Origin of the sequence: Blastococcus sp. DSM 46786, assembly GCF_900109665.1 — a bacterium.
Classification (GTDB): domain Bacteria; phylum Actinomycetota; class Actinomycetes; order Mycobacteriales; family Geodermatophilaceae; genus Blastococcus; species Blastococcus carthaginiensis.
The window spans coordinates 61,153-76,574 of sequence record NZ_FOAO01000021.1; the positions used below are offsets into that span (position 1 = coordinate 61,153).

A 15,422-nucleotide genomic window follows, 5' to 3' on the forward strand; every position below is an offset into this window, starting at 1 on the left:
GTGCTCGAGGACGAACTGCCCGGCCCCACCGACTGGGGTGCCACGATCGGCGTCGGCCCGTGGGAGGGGCCGTGGCCGGACGATCCCCGGTACGACCCGCAGCTGCTCGCCGAGGGCGACCGGCGCAACGTCGTCGACCGCTACCGCTACTGGGCGGTCGAGGCGATCGTCGCCGACCTCGACCGGCGCCGGCACCCCTTCCACGTCGCCATCGAGAACTTCGGACACGACCTCAACATCGGGACGGTGGTGCGCACCGCCAACGCGTTCCTCGCTGCCGAGGTGCACGTGGTGGGCCGGCGGCGGTGGAACCGGCGCGGCGCGATGGTCACCGACCGGTACCAGCACCTGCGCCACCACGCCGACGTCGGCGGGCTGCTCGCATTCGCGGGAGAGCAGGGGCTCGCCGTCGTCGCCGTCGACAACGGGCCCGGCGCCGCCCCCCTGGAGACCGCCGAGCTGCCCGAGCGCTGCGTGCTGCTGTTCGGCCAGGAGGGTCCGGGGCTCACCGAGGAAGCGCGGGCCGGGGCGGCCCTGACCGTCTCGATCGCCCAGTTCGGCTCGACCCGCTCGATCAACGCCGGCGTCGCGGCCGGGATCGCCATGCACGCGTGGGTGCGCCGGCACGCCGACCTCGGGGCCGCGCGCTAGCCACCGGTCAGCGGCGGGTCGGGGTCGATGCCCCGGGCGTGCAGCGCCGCCTCGACCGCCTCGCAGACCGTGCGGACGACGGCGACCCGGGCCCACCGCTTGTCGTCGGCCGGGATCACGTGCCAGGGGGCCACGGGGGTGTCGGTGCGCTCGAGCATCTCCTCGACAGCTGCCTCGTACTCGTCGCGCCTCTCCCGGTTGCGCCAGTCCTCGTCGGTGAGCTTCCAGGCCTTGTACGGGTCCGCCCGACGCGACTCGAACCGGTCCAGCTGCTCCTCGGGTGAGACGTGCATCCAGAACTTCACCAGCACCGTGCCCTCGGCGGCCAGCGTCGTCTCGAGGTCGACGATCTCCTGGTAGGCCCGCTGCCACGCCTCCTCGGGGGCGAACCCCTCCACCCGCTCGACCAGGACCCGGCCGTACCAGGAGCGGTCGAGCACGGCCATGCCGCCCCAGCCCGGCAGCACCGGCCAGAACCGCCACAGGAAGTGGTGCCGCTTCTCGTCGTGGGTGGGTGCGGCGAACTGGGCCACCCGGACGTGCCGGGGGTCGAGCTCGCCGACCAGCCGCTGGATCGCCCCGCCCTTGCCCGAGGCGTCCCAGCCCTCGAAGAGCACCAGCAGCGGCGGGCCGAGCTCACCGGGCCCGATCTGGCCGCCGAGCAGCAGCCGCAGGTGGACCAGCCGGTCCTGGGCGGCGGACAGCTGCTTCTTGCCCTCCTTCTTGTCCAGGGAGAGGCTCAGGTCGACGTCGTCCAGCCGGCTCATGCGCACCGAGACTGCCAGGGATCCGGCCCGTCCGCGTGAGTTGGGTCTCCGGCCCGGGACCGCGGGCCGGGGGAGTGGGAGCATGGAGGGCGCCATGACTGCCCTGCCCCTGGTCTTCGACGCCCCCCGCCGCGGCAAGCCGCCGCGCCACCTCGCCGACCTCACCCGCGAGGAGGCCCGCGCGGCGGTCGCGGAGCTCGGCCAGCCGGCGTTCCGCGCCGACCAGCTGGCCCGGCACTACTACCGCGGGACCACCGACCCCGCGCAGATGACCGACATCCCGGCCGCCGCCCGCGAGACCCTGCGCGAGGCGCTGCTGCCCGAGCTGCTCACGGTGGTGCGGCACCAGACGGCCGACAACGGCCGCACCCGCAAGACGCTGTGGCGGCTGCACGACGGCGCGCTCGTGGAGAGCGTGCTCATGCGCTACCCCGACCGCGCCACCGTCTGCATCTCCAGCCAGGCCGGCTGCGGCATGGCCTGCCCCTTCTGCGCCACCGGCCAGGCCGGGCTGACCCGGAACCTCTCCGCCGCCGAGATCATCGGCCAGGCGGTGGCCGCCGCCGCGGCGATGGCGGACGGCGAGGTCGCCGGCGGGCCGGGACGGCTGTCCAACGTGGTCTTCATGGGCATGGGGGAGCCGCTGGCCAACTACGCCAGGGTGCGCGCCACCCTCGACGCGCTGCTCGGCACCGCCCCCTACGGGCTCGGCCTCTCCCAGCGGTCGGTGACGGTCTCCACCGTGGGCCTCGTGCCGGCCATCCGCCGGCTCACCGAGGAGGGGCGCAACGTCACCCTCGCCGTCAGCCTGCACGCGCCCGACGACGAGCTGCGCGACACCCTGGTGCCGATCAACACCCGGTGGAAGGTCGGCGAGGTGATCGACGCCGCGGACGCCTACGCGCAGCGCACCGGGCGCCGCTACTCGGTGGAGTACGCCCTCATCCGCGACGTGAACGACCAGCCGTTCCGCGCCGACCTGCTCGGCAAGCTGCTGGCCGGCAAGCTCGCGCACGTCAACCTGATCCCGCTCAACCCGACGCCGGGTAGCCCCTGGGACGCCAGCCCGCTGCCGGCCCAGCGGGAGTTCGTCGCCCGCCTGCGGGCCGCCGGGGTGGCGACGACGGTGCGCGACACCCGCGGTCAGGACATCGACGGCGCCTGCGGGCAGCTCGCCGCCGCCGACCGGGTCGAGGGCGTGCCGGCCGTGGCGCTGCCCACGCCGGCCGTCGAGGCGCCCGTCCCCCTCGGCGCGGAGGCCGACCAGGGGTGAGCGGTGCGCCGCCGGACGCCGAGGCCCACGAGCACACCCACGCCGACGTCTCCGGCGGCTGGCTGCGGGCCGCCGTCTTCGGGGCGATGGACGGCCTGGTCACCAACACCGCCCTGGTCGCCGGGGTCGGCGGCGGTGGCGCCGCCCCACGGGCCATCGTGCTCGCCGGGGTCGCGAGCCTCGTCGCCGGCGCGATCTCGATGGCGCTCGGCGAGTACACCTCGGTCAAGACGCAGAACGAGCAGCTGGACCTCGAGGTCGAGAAGGAGCGCCGGGAGCTCGAGCGGAACCCGGAAGGGGAGCTCGCGGAGCTGATCGAGATGCTGCGGGTCCGTGGCGTCGACGACCGCCTCGCCCGCACGGTGGCCGTGCAGCTGTCGCGCGACCCCGAGACGGCGCTGCGGCTGCACGTGGTCGCGGAGCTCGGCCTGAGCCCGGAGGACAAGCCCTCGCCGCGGGTGGCGGCGGTCTCGTCGTTCCTCACCTTCGGAGCCGGCGCCGTGCTGCCGCTGCTGCCGTACTTCCTCGGCGTGCCGGTCCTGTGGGTCGCCCTGCTCTGCGGGGGGCTGGGGCTCCTGCTGGCCGGGGCGCTGTCGTCTCGCTTCACGCCGCGGCCGTGGTGGTACGCCGCACTGCGCCAGCTCCTGTTCGGTGCGGCGGCGGCCGGTGCGACCTACCTGATCGGCGCGGCGATCGGCGTCAGCCTCAGCTGATCCGCGTCCGCCGTTGCAGAGCCCGCCGTCAGCGGCGCCAGGCGGTCTTCTTGCGACGCAGGTCCCAGATGAGGACGAGCGCCATCACGCCGGCCAGGGCGAGCAGCCAGATGTCCTCGACCCGGCCCTCGTGGTTGCCGACCAGGTACAGCAGGATCACCGCGGTCGAGAACCAGCCGCCGATCTGGCCCCACTTGCCGGTCTCGCCGTGCCAGCCCCAGTCCTCGGGCTGCTCGTGCTCGACGGGGTGCTCGCCGGCGCGGACGACGGCCTCTTCACGGCCGGGCTGGTTGACCCGCTGGGTCGACGGGGAGTGCAGTGCCTCGGTCACCCGGCCATTCTGGCAGGAGCCGGCGCCGCGCACGCTCCGAGGTGGTGGACCGGCGGGTCGTCAGCGGTCGCAGGAGACCCCGGCCTGGGCGCCGAGGTCCGCCGGGAGTGGGGCCGTCGTCCGGGTTCTTGGCAGGATGCCCGCATGAGCGAGCCGCGCGAGGTCACCGTCCTGGGCTCCACCGGCTCCATCGGCCGGCAGGCGCTCGCGGTTGCCGCGCAGAACCCCGGGCGGCTGCGCGTCACCGGCCTGGCGGCCGGGGGCGGCGACGTCGCCCTGCTGGCGGAGCAGGCGCTGGCGCTGGGCGTGCGCACCGTCGCCGTCGCGCGAGCCACCGCCGCGCAGGACCTGCAGCTGGCCTTCTACGCCGCGGCGCAGCAGCGCGGCTGGGCGAAGGGCGAGTTCGCGCTGCCCGAGATCCTGGCCGGCCCGCGCGCCGCCGAGGAGCTGGCCGCCCGCCCGGCCGACGTCGTCCTCAACGGGATCACCGGTTCCATCGGGCTGGGGCCGACGCTGTCGGCGCTGCGGGCCGGGCGCACCGTCGCCCTGGCCAACAAGGAGTCGCTGGTCGCCGGCGGCGACCTGGTGCTCGCCGCGGCGGGACCGGGCCAGCTCGTGCCGGTGGACTCCGAGCACTCGGCCCTCGCCCAGTGCCTGCGCGGCGGGTCCCGCGACGAGGTCGCCCGGCTGGTGCTGACGGCCAGCGGCGGGCCGTTCCGCGGGCGCACCGCCGCCGAGCTGGCGGGGGTCACCGTCGAGCAGGCGCTGGCCCACCCGACCTGGGCCATGGGGCCCGTCGTCACGATCAACTCGGCGACGCTGGTCAACAAGGGGCTCGAGCTGATCGAGGCCCACCTGCTCTTCGGCATCCCCTACGCCGACATCGACGTCGTCGTGCACCCCCAGTCGATCGTGCACTCCATGGTCACCTTCGCCGACGGCGCGACGATCGCCCAGGCCAGCCCGCCGGACATGCGGCTGCCGATCGCCCTGGGTCTGGCCTGGCCCGACCGCCTGCCGGACGTGCAGCCGGCGCTGGACTGGTCGGCGGCGAGCACCTGGGAGTTCCTGCCGCTCGACGAGGAGGCGTTCCCCGCGGTGCGGCTGGCCCGCGCGGCCGGCGAGGCGGGCGGCGTGGTGCCCGCCATGTACAACGCCGCGAACGAGGAGGCGGTCGGCGCGTTCACGGCGGGTCGGCTCTCGTTCCCAGGGATCGTCCAGCTCGTCGCGCGTACCCTCGACGCCGCGCCGGACCTCGGTGCCCCCACCTGCGTCGAGGACGTCCTGGCGGCGGAGAAGTGGGCCCGGGAGCACGCCCGGGGTGTCATCGGCGGAGGCTGAGCTGAGCGGATTCCTGCTGACGGTGCTGGGGATCGTCCTCTTCGCCCTCGGCCTGATGTTCTCCATCGCCTTCCACGAGGCCGGGCACTTCTACTGGGCGCGGAAGTTCGGCATGCGCGTGCCGCAGTTCATGGTCGGCTTCGGGCCGACCGTGTTCTCCCGACGGCACGGCGAGACCGAGTACGGCGTCAAGGCCGTCCCGCTGGGCGGCTACATCCGCATCGTCGGCATGATCCCGCCGGCCGAGGAGAACGAGAGCAAGCGCGCCACCCGCATGCGCAGCTTCATCGCCGAGGTGCGGGGCCAGGCGCTCAACGACGTCCTGCCCAGCGACGGTGACCGCGTCTTCTACAAGAAGCCCTGGTGGCAGCGCGTCATCGTGATGTTCGCGGGGCCGTTCCACAACCTGGTGCTCGCCGTCGTCTTCTTCGCCGTCGTGCTGATGGGCTTCGGCATCCCGGAGATCACCACGACGATCCGCCAGGTGCCCGAGTGCGTGCTGCCCGCCGGCGCCGCGAGCGCCGGCGCGGAGGACCCCTGCGCGGTCCCCATCACGCCCGAGGGGGAGCTGTGCGAGGCCGGGGCCGCGGGCTGCGCACTGCCGGCGCGCAGCCCCGCCGCCCGGGCCGGGCTGCAGCCCGGCGACACCGTGCTGGCGCTCGACGGCGAGCCGGTCTCCCAGGAGACCGACGTGGGCTGGGAGCAGGTGCAGGACGCGATCCGCGCCAGCGCCGACGACCCGGTCGTGTTCACCGTCGAGCGCGACGGGGAGCGGCGCGACCTCACCGTCACCCCGATCGAGAACGTGGTCTACGCCGATGAGGACGGCGAGGCGACGCAGGTCGTCGGCTTCGTCGGCATCAGCCCGCTCCAGCGCGAGGTGCGCCAGTCGGTCACCGAGGTGCCCGGGCACTTCGGGGACATCCTGGTGCGCTCGGTGGACCGGCTGGTGGAGATCCCGGAACGGATCCCCCAGCTGTTCCGCGCCACCTTCCTCGGCGAGGAGCGCGACCCGCTCGGGCCGATCGGCGTGGTCGGCGTCAGCCGCATCTCCGGGGAGGTCTTCGCCCTCGAGCAGCTCTCCCCGGTGCAGAAGATCGGCTACTTCATCCAGCTGCTGGCCGGGCTGAACCTGGTGCTGTTCCTGTTCAACCTGCTGCCGATCTACCCGCTCGACGGCGGGCACGTCGCCGGTGCGCTGTACGAGAAGGTGCGCTCGACGGTCGCCCGCCTGCGCGGGCGGCCCGACCCCGGGCCGTTCGACATCGCCCGCCTGATGCCGGTCGCCTACGCCGTCGCCGGGCTCTTCCTCGGGTTGTCGCTGCTGCTGCTCATCGCCGACGTCGTCAACCCGGTCACGCTGGCTGGGTGAGCGCCGCCGCCGGCGTCGCGCGGCTGCGGGCCGGGCGCGAGGCGACGAGGACGCCGGCCACCACGAGCACGCCGGCGACCAGCTCCACGGGGTCGAGCACCTCACCGAAGGCCAGCCACGACGCGAGGACGCCGACCACCGGCACGAGCATCGAGAACGGCGCCACCACGTTCGACGGGTGGCGGGACAGCAGCGTGTTCCAGATCCCGTAGCCGACCAGCGTGGCCACGACGACGACGTAGAGCAGCCCGAGCACCGACGGCAGCGCCGCGGCCGTGGCCGCGGTCGCCAGCGAGCGCAGGATGCGGTCGGGCCCCTCGACGACCAGCGCCAGCACGAGCATCGGCACGGGCGGGATCGCCGCGGTCCAGAGCGTCAGGTGGAACGCGTTCGGCGCCTGGGCGCGGCGGCTGCAGACGTTGCCGACGGCCCAGCCGAGCGCGCCGCAGAGGGTGAGGACGACGGGTAGCCAGGCGGCCGTCTGCGCGCGGTGGACGGCGATCGCGGCGAGGCCCAGGACGGCGAGGAGCACCCCGCCGAGCTGTCGCGCGGACAGCCGCTCGTGCAGCCAGAAGCCGGCGATCAGGACGGTGAACGGCGCCGACGCCTGCAGGACCAGGGACGCCAGCCCGCTCGGCATGCCGGCCGCCATCCCGGCGTAGAGGAACGCGAACTGCAGGATGCCGATGCCCACCCCGACGCCGACCAGCCAGCGCAGCGGGACCGGCGGCCGCGGGACGAGCAGGAGCGCGGGCAGGCCCACGAGCGCGAAGCGCAGGGCGACCATGAACAGCGGCGGGAACTGCTCGAGGGCGAGGGCGGTGGCGGGGAAGTTGAGCCCCCAGCACACCGCGACGAAGCAGGCGAGGAGGCGGTCGCGGGGCGGCACTCCGCCAGCCTCCGGGCGCCGTCCGTGAAGGACAAGCGCGATGTCGTGAAACGTCGCTGTAGGTTGCCTTCATGGTTGCCGGTGGGGCTGGGCTCTGGAACCGCATGGAGCCCGCCCAGCTCCTCCTGCTGCGGGAGCTGGCCGAGCACGGGTCGGTGACCGCCGTCGCCCGGGCCACGGCGAGGACGCCGTCCGCGGTGTCCCAGCAGCTGAAGGTGCTGCAGCGGCGGGCCGGGGTGCCGCTGGTCGAACGGGTGGGCCGGGGCGTTCGGCTGACCGATGCCGGCCGGGCGCTCGCCGGCATCGCCACCGGCGTCGCGACCGCGCTCGCCGCCGCCGAGGCCGACTGGGCGGACTACCGCGGCGGCGCCGGCGGGACGGTGCGGCTCGCGGTGTTCCACTCGGCCGGCGAACTGCTCGTGCCAGGGCTGCTCGACCGGCTGGCCGCGGCGCCGCAGATCACCCTGGAGACCCACGACGAGGACGTGTCCCAGGACGACTTCGCCGCGCTCACCGCCGACTACGACGTGGTGGTCGCGCACCGGTCCGACGACGTGGTGCCCCCGGCCCGCCCGCAGGTCGAGGTGCGGTTGCTCCTGCGGGAGCCGCTGGACGTCGCCCTGCCCCTCGACCACCCGCTGGCCCGGCGCGACCGGGTGAGCCCGCTGGACGTGATCGGCGAGCAGTGGATCGCCCCGCCGGCGGAGTTCCCGATCGACCGGGTGCTCACCGCCATCGCGGCCCGGGCCGGCGCCCCGGTGCGCGTCGTCCGCCGCACCACGCACCTGCCGCTCATGGAGAAGCTGGTCAGCCACGGGCACGGCGTCGCGCTGCTGCCCCGGCACACCACCCGGGAACGCAGCGCGGGCCGGCTGGCGCTCGTGCCCCTGGCCGACCTGCGTGCCGGGCGGATCGTCGAGGCGCTCGTGCGCCCGGACAAGGCGGCCCGGCGGGCGGTGCGGACGGTGGTCGACGCTCTCGTCGCCGAGGCTGCGGCCTACCCGGGCTGAGGGTCTCCGCGGACCCGTCGCGTCCCCCGGACGCGCACGTCACAGCGGCTCCACCGGCGCTGACGCCCCGGCGGGGGATACTGGACCCATGGCGATCCCCGTCGGCCTCGGCATGCCCGCTGCTCCTCCGCCCGTGCTGGCCCCGCGCCGGAAGACCCGGCAGCTGGACGTCGGCGGGGTCGGTGTCGGCAGCGACTTCCCGGTCAGCGTCCAGTCGATGTGCACGACGAAGACCGCCGACATCAACGCCACGCTCCAGCAGATCGCCGAGCTCACCGCCTCGGGCTGCCAGATCGTGCGGGTGGCGGTGCCCGACACCGACGACGTCGAGGCGCTGCCGATCATCGCCAGGAAGTCGCAGATCCCGGTGATCGCCGACATCCACTTCCAGCCGCGGTACGTGTTCGCCGCGATCGACGCCGGCTGCGCCGCCGTCCGCGTGAACCCGGGCAACATCAAGAAGTTCGACGACAAGGTCGGCGAGATCGCCAAGGCGGCCAAGGGTGCCGGCATCCCGATCCGCATCGGCGTCAACGCCGGCTCGCTGGACAGGCGGCTGCTCGCCAAGTACGGCAAGGCGACGCCGGAGGCGCTGGTCGAGTCGGCGCTCTGGGAGTGCTCGCTGTTCGAGGAGCACGACTTCCGCGACATCAAGATCTCGGTCAAGCACAACGACCCGGTGATCATGGTGCGCGCCTACGAGCTGCTCGCCGCGCAGTGCGACTACCCGCTGCACCTCGGCGTCACCGAGGCGGGCCCCGCCTTCCAGGGCACCATCAAGTCCGCCGTCGCGTTCGGCGCCCTGCTCTCCCAGGGCATCGGCGACACCATCCGCGTCTCCCTCTCGGCCCCGCCGGCCGAGGAGGTCAAGGTCGGCAACCAGATCCTCGAGTCGCTGAACCTCAAGCAGCGCGGCCTGGAGATCGTCAGCTGCCCCTCGTGCGGGCGCGCCCAGGTCGACGTCTACAAGCTCGCCGACGAGGTCACCGCCGGGCTCGAGGGCATGGAGGTTCCCCTCCGGGTCGCCGTCATGGGCTGCGTCGTCAACGGCCCCGGTGAGGCCCGCGAGGCCGATCTCGGCGTGGCCTCCGGCAACGGCAAGGGCCAGATCTTCGTCAAGGGGGAGGTCATCAAGACCGTCCCCGAGTCGCAGATCGTCGAGACGCTGATCGAGGAGGCGCTGAAGATCGCCGGTGAGCAGGCGGCCGCCGGTGAGCCCTCCGGGCCGCCGGTCGTCTCCGTCGGCTGAGCCGTGCTCCGTACGCCTGCCGCCCGCGTCCTCGACGAGGCGGACGAGGCCGCCGTGCACCGGCTGCTCGCGACAGACCCGGTCGCGGCGTGCGTGGTCGCCGGCCGGGTGGAGGCGGCGGGCACGGCGGCGCTCTCCCTGGGTGCGCCGCTCTGGGGCATCGGCACGGGCCGCGAGCTCGACGCCATCTGCCTGGCCGGCGCGAACCTGATCCCGTTCGCCCTGCCCGGCGCTGAGCGCGCCGCCGCCGTCGCCTTCGCCGAACGGGCCCGCCGGGCCGGGCGCCGCTGCTCGACCATCGTCGGCCCCTCCGCCGCCGTGGCGCCGCTGTGGGACCTGCTGGCCCCCGCGTGGGGGCCGGCCCGCGACCACCGCCCCCGGCAGCCGCTGCTGGCCATCGACGGGCCGCCCGCCGTCGCCCCCGAGCCGCGGGTGCGCCCGGTGCGCACCGAGGAGCTCGACGTCCTGCTGCCGGCCGCTGTGGCGATGTTCACGGAGGAGGTGGGGGTCAGCCCGCTCCGGGTCGACGGCGGCGCCGGCTACCGGGCGCGGGTCGACGAGCTGGTGCGGGCCGGGCAGTCGTTGGCCTGGATCGAGGAAGGGCGCGTCCTGTTCAAGGCGGAGATCGGCGCGGTCTGCCGGGCGGCCTGCCAGGTGCAGGGCGTCTGGGTGGCGCCGTCGCTGCGTGGGCGGGGGATCGGCACCGCCTGCACCGCCGCGGTCGTCGAGTACGCCCGCGCGGTCATCGCCCCGGTCGTGAGCCTCTACGTCAACGACTACAACACCCGGGCGCGCGCCTCCTACCGCCGGGTGGGCTTCCGCGAGGTCGGCGAGTACGCCAGCGTCCTGTTCTGACCGGCCCGCGGCGAGGCCCGCGGGGGAGAGGGCCGGCCCTCTGGCAACCTGTGCCGGTGCGCACCCGTCCCACCCCGGTCGTGCTGGCCTCGCTCCTGCTCGCCGTGCCCGTGCTGGCCGGCTGTTCGGGCAGCGAGGACGAGGTGCGCGCGGCCGCGGAGTCCTTCCTCGACGACTGGTCGGCCGGTGACCTCACCGCCGCGGCCGGTGCGACCACCGACCCCGCGTCGGCCACCGCCCTGCTCGAGCAGACGGCCGGCGACCTGCCCGGCGCCGGGCTGACCGCCGAGCTCGGTGAGGTGGCCGTCGAGGACGACGTCGCCACCGTCGGCTGGACCGCGACCTGGGACCTCGAGGCGGCGCCCGAGTGGACCTACGAGGGCACCCTGCGGCTGCGCGAGGGTGACGACACCTGGGAGGTGGTCGCCGAGCCGGCCCTCGTCCACCCCGAGCTGGAGGAGGGCCAGCGCCTGGAGCTCGACCGGCAGCTGCCGGAGCGGGCGCCGATCACCGACGCCTCCGGCGCCCCGCTCTTCACCCCCACCGAGGTGGTCCGGGTCGGCGTCGACCCCGCCCAGGTCACCGACCTGCCGGCGCTGGCGGCGGCGCTCTCGGCCGCGACGGGGATCGCCGCCGAGCAGATCGTCGCCGACGTCCAGGCCGCACCGGCGGGGCAGTTCGTGCCGGTCATCGACCTCCGCCGGCCGCAGTTCGAGCAGATCCGCGCCCAGGTGTTCGACCTGCCCGGGGCCGTCTTCCCGACCGACACCCGGCTGCTCGCCCCGTCGCCCCGGTTCGCCGTCGCGCTGCTGGGCCGGGTCGGCCCGGCGACGGCGGAGCTCCTGGAGGAGACCGCGGTCGACGGGGAGCCGCGCTACGCAGCCGGTGACCAACTCGGGCTCTCCGGGCTGCAGCGCGCGTACCAGGAGCAGCTGAGCGGTACCGCCGGCTTCACCGTCGCGGTGGTCAGCACGGACGAGGCGACCGGCGACACCGGCCGCGAGATCGCCGCGGTGCCCCCGGTCGCCGGCGAGCCGGTGCAAACCCCGCTGGTGCCCGCGATCCAGACGGCCGCCGAGGCCGCCGTCGCCACGCAGCCACTGCCCGCCCACCTCGTCGTCGTGCGCCCCGGGACGGGGGAGATCCTGGCCGTCGCCTCCAACGAGGCGGCCAATCCGGGAAACGCGCTCACCGGGCAGTTCCCGCCGGGTTCCAGCATGAAGGCGGTGACCGCGACCGCGCTGCTGGGCGACGGCGGCCTCACCCCGCAGACGCCGGTGCCCTGCCCGGCGACGACGGTCGTCGAGGGGCGCGAGTTCGAGAACCAGGACCAGTTCGACCTGGGCACCGTCCCGTTCACCGAGGCCTTCGCGCAGTCCTGCAACACCACCTTCATCCAGCAGGCGCTGGAGCTGCCGGACGCCGCCCTCGCCGACGCGGCGGCCGCCTACGGCGTCGGCACCGACTGGGAGCTGCCGGTCGACGTCTTCGGGGGCAGCGTCCCGCGCGACAGCACCGGGACGACCAAGGCGGCGAACGCGATCGGGCAGGGGGAGGTGCTGATGAGCCCCGCCCAGCTGGCCCTGGTCGCCGCGGGGATCGCCGGGGGCACCCCCGTCGCGCCGGTGGAGGTCGTGGGGGCCGCGGCAGCGGGGCCGGCGCCGGCCGGACCGGCGGCCGGGGTGCCCGACGCTCTGCGGCCGATGATGCGGCAGGTCGTGCTGTCGGGCACCGCGCAGGCGCTGGCCGACCGGGGTGAGGTCTACGGCAAGACCGGCACGGCCGAGTTCGGCACCGCCAGCCCGCCGGAGTCGCACGGCTGGTTCGCGGGCTACCAGCTGGGCGGCCCGCAGGGCGACATCGCCTTCGCGACCCTCGTGGAGGCGGGTCAGTCCAGCAGCGCCGCCGTCGCCGTCACCGACGCCTTCCTCGGCGCCCTGGGCTGACCCGCCGCGGCTACGTCGCGGGGAGTCCCGGCAGGGCGCTGGTGACCGGCGTCCGCCCCGCGGCCTCGCGCCAGCCGACGGCCCGCACCTCGGCGGGGCCGAGCACCTCCACCGCCAGCGCCCGCGTGGTCCGCTCCGCCGCCTGGCCCAGGACCCGCACCCAGGCGGCCGTGACGCCCTCCTCCAGGACGACGGCGAGGGCGGCGGCGTCCACCGGCGACAGCACCGGGAAGGGCAGCTCGTAACCGGCCTCGGGGAGCACCGGCTCGGCGCCGCGCCCGTCGAGCAGGGTGATCAGCCGGTCCCGCACCTCGCGGTGGCCGGCCTCGGCGGCCGCGGCGGCGGCGCGCCCGTCGGCGCCGAGGGCCGCACCGACCGCGCCGTACCCCCACACGGCGGCGTGCTCGGCGGCCAGCGCGGTGTTCAGGGCGGCGTCCTCGGCGGAGGTGCCGGTGGTCTCGTCGTCAGCCATCGCGGTCCTCCGTCATGCCAGTCGCGCCTCGTGGCCGCGCAGGCCCGCGGCGATGGAGCCCAGCAGCGCCGCCCGGGCGCCGGACTGCCCCAGGGCGGCGGCGGCGTGGGAGGAGGCGGCGGCGGCGACCTGCGCACGCAGCCAGGCCTGGCCCTCACCGGGTGGCGGAGCATCGGCCGGCGGGGCGGCCGAGGGGCTGCTCCCGGGGGCGGCCGCCCGCAGGCGGTCCAGCTGCTCCCCGGCCTGGGTCGCGAGGACGCCGGCCGCCGCGGCGAGAGCGGGGTCGGCGTCGAAGGCGGTCTCGTACGCCCGGACCAGGGTCTCCTGGACGCCGACCTGCGCGGCCAGCTCGTCGGCCTGGGCGCTGGTCACGGTGTCGCGCTCGTCCACCGGCGGGGAGGAGGTGCACCCGGCGGCCGCGGCGGCGAGACCGGCGGCGGACACCGCCAGCAGCGTCCGCCGGGTGAGCGTCCGCGGGCCGGGACGGGTGGTGGGAGACATCACCCCCATCCTCGCAGCCGGTGGCGCCGGCAGGCGGTCCTCCGGGCGGCCGGGCGCGCCGCGTCGCCGTGACGTCCGCCGCACGCCCGCGCCCCCGGCCCTCGTCCCCCGGGTTCGGCCGCCCCGCGCCGGGCCGGGGGGACGGGGTGGGCGGTAGCCTGAGCACTTCCCCTCGACACCGGGCCCGGCCAGCGACGCAGGTCCGCGGCGCCGGGCCGCAGAACTGCGCGCACGGCACCGTGCCGCCGACGAGCCTGAGGAGGCCAGCGTGTCCGCCTCTCGCGGAACCCAGCGGAGCGATTCCGCCACCGATCGGCTGACCGGCTGGATCCGGCCGGTCGTCACCGAGGCGGGGTACGACCTCGAGGAGCTCGTCGTCACCCCGGCCGGCCGGCGCAGCGTCGTCCGCGTCGTCGTCGACCGCGACGCGGGGATCACCCTCGACGACATCGCCGAGGTCAGCCGGGCGGTGTCCGACGTGCTGGACCGCAACGACGACGGCATGGGCCGCACCCCCTACGTGCTCGAGGTGACCAGCCCCGGGGTGGACCGGCCGCTCACCGAGCCGCGCCACTGGCACCGGAACACCGGGCGGCTCGTGGCGGTGGGCGTCGGCCCGGCCGGGGCCACCGAGCAGCTCACCGGTCGGATCACCGCGGTGGACGAGGACGGCGTCACGCTGGCCGTCGAGGCGAAGGGCAAGCCGGGCACGAAGAAGCGCCCCCCGCAGCCGCGCCGGGTGCCCTGGGCCGAGCTCGGCGCCGGGCGGGTGCAGGTGGAGTTCGGCCGGGCCGACGCCCTCGACGACAGCACGGACGACATCGCGGAGCACGACGCCGCCGAGCACGACGACCTGGACCAGGCCGGGCTCGCGGACGACGACGGAGGAGAGAAGTGAACATCGACGTCACCGCGCTGAAGGCGGTGGAGCGGGAGAAGGGCATCCCGGTCGACACGGTCATCGAGGCGCTCGAGACCGCCCTGGTGACCGCCTACCGGCACGCCGACGGTGCGGCCAAGCACGTGCGCGTGCAGGTCGACCGCAAGAGCGGCGAGGTCGCCGTCCTGGCGCAGGAGATCGGCCCCGACGGCGAGGTCGTCCGCGAGTGGGACGACACCCCCTCGGACTTCGGCCGGATCGCCGCCAGCACCGCCAAGCAGGTCATCGTCCAGCGGCTGCGCGACGCCGAGCACGAGCAGACCTTCGGCGAGTACGCCGGCAAGGAAGGCGACATCGTCAGCGGCATCGTCCAGGCCGACCAGCGGCGCAACGCCAGCGGCATCGTGATGATCGACATCGGCAAGGTCGAGGCCGTGCTGCCCTCCGCCGAGCAGGTGCCGGGCGAGTCCTACGCCCACGGCAGCCGGATCAAGGCCTACGTCGTCGCCGTGTCCCGCACCTACCGCGGGCCCCAGGTCACGGTGTCGCGCACCCATCCCAACCTGGTGCGCAAGCTGTTCGCGCTCGAGGTGCCCGAGATCGCCGACGGCAGCGTCGAGATCGTCGCGGTCGCCCGCGAGGCGGGGCACCGGTCGAAGATCGCGGTGCGCACCTCCGTGCCGGGGCTGAACGCCAAGGGTGCCTGCATCGGCCCGATGGGCCAGCGGGTGCGCAACGTCATGAGCGAGCTGCACGGCGAGAAGATCGACATCGTCGACTGGTCGGACGACCCGGCGTCGTTCGTCGCCTCCGCACTCAGCCCGGCCCGGGTGGCCGGCGCCCAGCTGGTCGACCCGCAGGCCAAGGCGGTGCGGGTGGTGGTCCCCGATTACCAGCTGTCGCTGGCGATCGGCAAGGAGGGCCAGAACGCCCGCCTGGCCGCGCGGCTGACCGGCTGCCGGATCGACATCCGCAGCGACGCCCAGGACGACGAATCCGGCGCGACCCCCTCGCCGGGGGTGGGCCGCCCGCCGCTGCGCTCCGGCCTGCCCCCTCACCCGGGCGGGGGGCGCGGCGGTGCCCCGGGGGGCCGATCGCAGGCTTCCGCGGGCGGTTCGCGCTCGGCTCCCCGCCGCGCGGAACAACGCGGACCGGCCACGCGCTAGAGTTGC

Annotated in this window: 16 protein-coding genes; 11 read left to right on the forward strand and 5 right to left on the reverse strand. The window is 75.2% G+C overall.

Going from position 1 to position 15,422, the window contains the following annotated elements:
- Entirely contained in the window at positions 1-651 is a 651-nt protein-coding gene (locus BMW62_RS17880) for a TrmH family RNA methyltransferase (protein WP_091933729.1), read from the forward strand.
- Here the strand turns inward: BMW62_RS17880 and BMW62_RS17885 are convergent.
- Positions 648-1,418 (reverse strand): polyphosphate kinase 2 family protein, encoded by a 771-nt coding sequence (locus BMW62_RS17885; protein ID WP_091933731.1) that lies wholly within the window; start codon positions 1,416-1,418, stop codon positions 648-650. The two genes, BMW62_RS17880 and BMW62_RS17885, sit on opposite strands and share 4 nt — an antisense overlap.
- A 94-nt stretch (positions 1,419-1,512) precedes the next feature.
- Between BMW62_RS17885 and rlmN the strand changes: the two genes are divergently transcribed.
- The gene (rlmN, locus tag BMW62_RS17890; RefSeq protein ID WP_091933811.1) at positions 1,513-2,691 is read left to right on the forward strand and encodes a dual-specificity RNA methyltransferase RlmN; all 1,179 of its coding nucleotides are present in this window, start codon (positions 1,513-1,515) and stop codon (positions 2,689-2,691) included.
- Positions 2,688-3,404, forward strand: coding sequence for a VIT1/CCC1 transporter family protein (locus tag BMW62_RS17895; RefSeq protein WP_091933733.1), 717 nt, complete (start codon positions 2,688-2,690; stop codon positions 3,402-3,404). Before rlmN ends, BMW62_RS17895 begins: the two co-directional genes overlap by 4 nt.
- Positions 3,405-3,432: 28 nt before the next feature.
- Here BMW62_RS17895 and BMW62_RS17900 read toward each other — a convergent pair whose 3' ends face one another.
- Positions 3,433-3,735, reverse strand: coding sequence for a DUF2631 domain-containing protein (locus BMW62_RS17900; protein WP_091933814.1), 303 nt, complete (start codon positions 3,733-3,735; stop codon positions 3,433-3,435).
- 144 nt (positions 3,736-3,879) lie between these two features.
- On the opposite strand from BMW62_RS17900, the gene dxr reads away from it, so the two are divergent.
- Both dxr and BMW62_RS17910 read left to right on the forward strand, forming a co-directional pair.
- Positions 3,880-5,076, forward strand: coding sequence for a 1-deoxy-D-xylulose-5-phosphate reductoisomerase (gene dxr, locus BMW62_RS17905; RefSeq protein WP_091933735.1), 1,197 nt, complete (start codon positions 3,880-3,882; stop codon positions 5,074-5,076).
- Positions 5,057-6,448, forward strand: coding sequence for a M50 family metallopeptidase (locus BMW62_RS17910; RefSeq protein WP_244524133.1), 1,392 nt, complete (start codon positions 5,057-5,059; stop codon positions 6,446-6,448). Before dxr ends, BMW62_RS17910 begins: the two co-directional genes overlap by 20 nt.
- On the opposite strand, the gene BMW62_RS17915 is transcribed toward BMW62_RS17910, so the two are convergent.
- A complete protein-coding gene (locus tag BMW62_RS17915) occupies positions 6,432-7,337 on the reverse strand; it encodes an EamA family transporter (protein ID WP_091933737.1) in 906 nt (301 codons plus the stop codon). The two genes, BMW62_RS17910 and BMW62_RS17915, sit on opposite strands and share 17 nt — an antisense overlap.
- A 104-nt stretch (positions 7,338-7,441) precedes the next feature.
- On the opposite strand from BMW62_RS17915, the gene BMW62_RS17920 reads away from it, so the two are divergent.
- The 4 genes from BMW62_RS17920 (at position 7,442) to BMW62_RS17935 (ending at position 12,397) form a co-directional block, all read left to right on the forward strand.
- The gene (locus tag BMW62_RS17920; protein WP_091933740.1) at positions 7,442-8,347 is read left to right on the forward strand and encodes a LysR family transcriptional regulator; all 906 of its coding nucleotides are present in this window, start codon (positions 7,442-7,444) and stop codon (positions 8,345-8,347) included.
- Between the two features lie 88 nt (positions 8,348-8,435).
- Positions 8,436-9,596, forward strand: a complete 1,161-nt coding sequence (ispG, locus tag BMW62_RS17925) for a flavodoxin-dependent (E)-4-hydroxy-3-methylbut-2-enyl-diphosphate synthase (RefSeq protein WP_211435189.1) — start codon at positions 8,436-8,438, stop codon at positions 9,594-9,596.
- A gap of 3 nt (positions 9,597-9,599) precedes the next feature.
- Positions 9,600-10,451 carry a GNAT family N-acetyltransferase gene (locus tag BMW62_RS17930; protein ID WP_091933743.1) on the forward strand — a complete coding sequence of 284 codons (852 nt, stop codon included), beginning with the start codon at positions 9,600-9,602 and terminating at the stop codon, positions 10,449-10,451.
- 56 nt (positions 10,452-10,507) lie between these two features.
- Positions 10,508-12,397, forward strand: coding sequence for a penicillin-binding transpeptidase domain-containing protein (locus tag BMW62_RS17935; protein ID WP_091933822.1), 1,890 nt, complete (start codon positions 10,508-10,510; stop codon positions 12,395-12,397).
- 10 nt (positions 12,398-12,407) lie between these two features.
- Here the strand turns inward: BMW62_RS17935 and BMW62_RS17940 are convergent, their stop codons facing one another.
- Positions 12,408-12,869, reverse strand: coding sequence for a ferritin-like domain-containing protein (locus BMW62_RS17940; protein ID WP_091933746.1), 462 nt, complete (start codon positions 12,867-12,869; stop codon positions 12,408-12,410).
- A gap of 12 nt (positions 12,870-12,881) precedes the next feature.
- Positions 12,882-13,370: a hypothetical protein gene (locus BMW62_RS17945; RefSeq protein WP_244524134.1), complete on the reverse strand. Its 489-nt coding sequence runs from the start codon at positions 13,368-13,370 to the stop codon at positions 12,882-12,884.
- Positions 13,371-13,638: 268 nt separating this feature from the next.
- Here BMW62_RS17945 and rimP point away from each other — a divergent pair, with 268 nt between their 5' ends.
- Together rimP and nusA are read left to right on the forward strand one after the other, a co-directional pair.
- Positions 13,639-14,268 carry a ribosome maturation factor RimP gene (gene rimP, locus BMW62_RS17950; protein WP_091933748.1) on the forward strand — a complete coding sequence of 210 codons (630 nt, stop codon included), beginning with the start codon at positions 13,639-13,641 and terminating at the stop codon, positions 14,266-14,268.
- Positions 14,265-15,416 (forward strand): transcription termination factor NusA, encoded by a 1,152-nt coding sequence (gene nusA, locus BMW62_RS17955; RefSeq protein ID WP_091933751.1) that lies wholly within the window; start codon positions 14,265-14,267, stop codon positions 15,414-15,416. The genes rimP and nusA overlap by 4 nt, the downstream gene beginning before the upstream one ends.
- The last annotated feature ends 6 nt before the right edge of the window (positions 15,417-15,422 follow it).